Origin of the sequence: Gluconacetobacter aggeris (genome assembly GCF_014174395.1) — a bacterium.
Classification (GTDB): domain Bacteria; phylum Pseudomonadota; class Alphaproteobacteria; order Acetobacterales; family Acetobacteraceae; genus Gluconacetobacter; species Gluconacetobacter aggeris.
Genome location: NZ_JABEQD010000044.1, coordinates 1 through 1,065 on the forward strand (window position 1 = coordinate 1; position 1,065 = coordinate 1,065).

General features: G+C 63.3%; 1 pseudogene. It reads left to right on the top strand.

Going from position 1 to position 1,065, the window contains the following annotated elements:
• Window positions 1-61: 61 nt before the first annotated feature.
• Window positions 62-1,065: pseudogene (locus HLH36_RS19445) on the top strand (IS3 family transposase); the annotation flags it as partial.

The following is a 1,065-nucleotide window of genomic DNA, read 5'->3' on the forward strand; positions in this document are numbered from 1 at the left end:
TGACCCTGCCCCGTGAAATGCCCTCGTTTTTGAGTAAGGTCTGTCCAACGGGAGACAGGCAATGAAGAGATCACGTTTCACGCAGGACCAGATCATCGGAATCCTGAAAGAGCATCAGGCGGGTGCGTCGGCGGCCGATCTGTGCCGCAAGCACGGGATCAGCGATGCGACGTTCTACACCTGGCGGTCGAAATACGGCGGCATGGAAGTATCGGAGGCGCGACGGCTCAAGGCTCTGGAAGACGAGAACGCGAAGCTGAAGCGGCTCCTGGCCGAGAGCGTGATGGACGTCTCGACGCTGAAGGACCTGTTGGCAAAAAACTCGTGACGCCCGGCTTGCGGCGAAATGCTGCGACCTGGGCGATTACGGAGCAGGGTTACACGCAACGCCGTGCGTGCCGGTTGGTCGGTATCGATCCGAAGACGTGGCGCTATGCGTCGTGCCGCCCGGACGACAAGGCAGCGCGTGCCCGTCTGCGGGAACTGGCGGGAGAGCGGCGCCGGTTCGGGTATCGGCGGCTGCACATCCTGCTCGACCGCGAAGGGATCGCCATGAACCACAAGAAGCTGTTTCGGCTGTATCGCGAGGAAGGTCTGTCGGTCCGCAAGCGGGGCGGTCGGAGACGGGCGCTGGGCACGCGCTCGCCAATGGTGCTGCCCGACGGGCCGAACCAACGCTGGAGCCTGGACTTCGTGTCGGACGCGTTGAACAGCGGACGGCGCTTCCGGGTGCTGACGGTGGTCGACGACTACACCCGGGAATGCCTCGGTCTGGTCGCCGACACATCGCTGTCGGGCGAACGGCTTGGCCGCGAACTGGACCGGATCGCAGAAAGCCGAGGCTTTCCCATGATGATCGTCAGCGACAACGGCACCGAGATGACCTCGAACGCGATCCTGGCCTGGCAGGAAAAGCGGTCGGTGCTGTAGCACTATATCGCACCGGGAAAACCGCAGCAGAACGGGTTCGTTGAGAGTTTCAACGGCCGGTTCCGTGACGAATGCCTCAACGAGCACCTGTTCCGCAACCTGGCCGACGCTCGGACGATCATCGACGCCTGGCGG